General features: G+C 64.3%; 2 protein-coding genes. One reads left to right on the plus strand and one right to left on the minus strand.

Features of this window, described 5'->3' with window-relative positions; translation table 11 throughout:
• The coding region (locus tag EOA33_RS36490) for a TetR/AcrR family transcriptional regulator (RefSeq protein WP_145989538.1) at window positions 1–637 on the minus strand (637 nt) is incomplete at its 3' end.
• Between the two features lie 84 nt (window positions 638–721).
• Between EOA33_RS36490 and EOA33_RS36495 the strand changes: the two genes are divergently transcribed.
• The coding region (locus tag EOA33_RS36495; protein WP_190234510.1) for an enoyl-CoA hydratase/isomerase family protein at window positions 722–1,108 on the plus strand (387 nt) is incomplete at its 3' end.

Here is a 1,108-nt window from a genome sequence, read left to right on the forward strand (position 1 = left end):
GCGCCCGACCGATCACCCGCCCACGCCGCCGCGGCGATCGACTGGCTGCTGGCGGAGCCGCCGTCTCCATCCGCACCTTGACCAGCGTCGCCGCCGCGTGGCCGGCAGCGGCGATGTAGTCGGGATTGTGGTGGATCAGCATGCTGGAGAAGGCGCCGTCCATCAACAGAACGATCTCGCGCGCCAGCATGTTGGGCTCTCTGACCTTATGGCTTGAAAGCTCTCCGGCCAGCCACTTTTCGAAATTGGTCTTGTGGCGCGACCCGGATTTGACTGCAGGGTGTCCGGGCATCGCCGCGAGCTCGGCGGCCGTGCGCAGGTAGCCGCAGCCTCTCCACTTCGGGTGCTTTGCCACCCGCGCCAGATTGGTGAAGATCGCCGCGACCTTCCTGTCGACGCCGCCCTCGGCGGCTTCGAACCAGCCGGCCATCTGCTTGATGTTGGGCTGGTCGCGGCCATCGAGATAGGCGGCGATCAAATCGTCCTTGCTTCTGAAGTGGTAGTAGAGCGTGCGCTTCGTCAGCCCCGCCTTCTCGGCCACTGCGTCGACGCTGACGCGGCCGACCCCCTCGGCATAGAAGAGTTTCGTCGCCGCATCGACGAGGCGTTTGCGAGTTGGGCTGGTGGGTTCGCTCATGCCATCAAGTATACTGACTAGTGAATATACAGACAATCCGAAAACTGATCCCTTTCGCTCCGTTCCATACCGGAGAGAAAGAACATGACCGAGTTGGTGCTTTGCGAAAGCCGCGATCGCGTCGCTGTGCTGACGCTCAATCGCCCGGAGAAACTCAACGCCTTGAATTACGCCCTGATCGATCGCCTGCTCGATATGCTCGACAGGATCGAGACCGACGATGCGGTTCGCGCCGTCATCCTCACGGGGGCGGGCGAGCGCGCCTTCTCTGCCGGCGCCGACATCCACGAATTCTCAGTCAGTGTCGCCGCAGGCGCTGATGTCGCGCTGCGCGACTTCGTCATGCGCGGCCAGCGGCTGACGGCGCGGCTCGAAGCGTTCCGCAAGCCGGTCATCGCCGCCGTCAACGGCATCGCCTTCGGTGGCGGCTGCGAGATCACCGAGGCGGTGCCGCTGGCCATCGCCAGCGAC

The organism is Mesorhizobium sp. M4A.F.Ca.ET.050.02.1.1, from assembly GCF_003997725.1.
GTDB lineage: Bacteria > Pseudomonadota > Alphaproteobacteria > Rhizobiales > Rhizobiaceae > Mesorhizobium.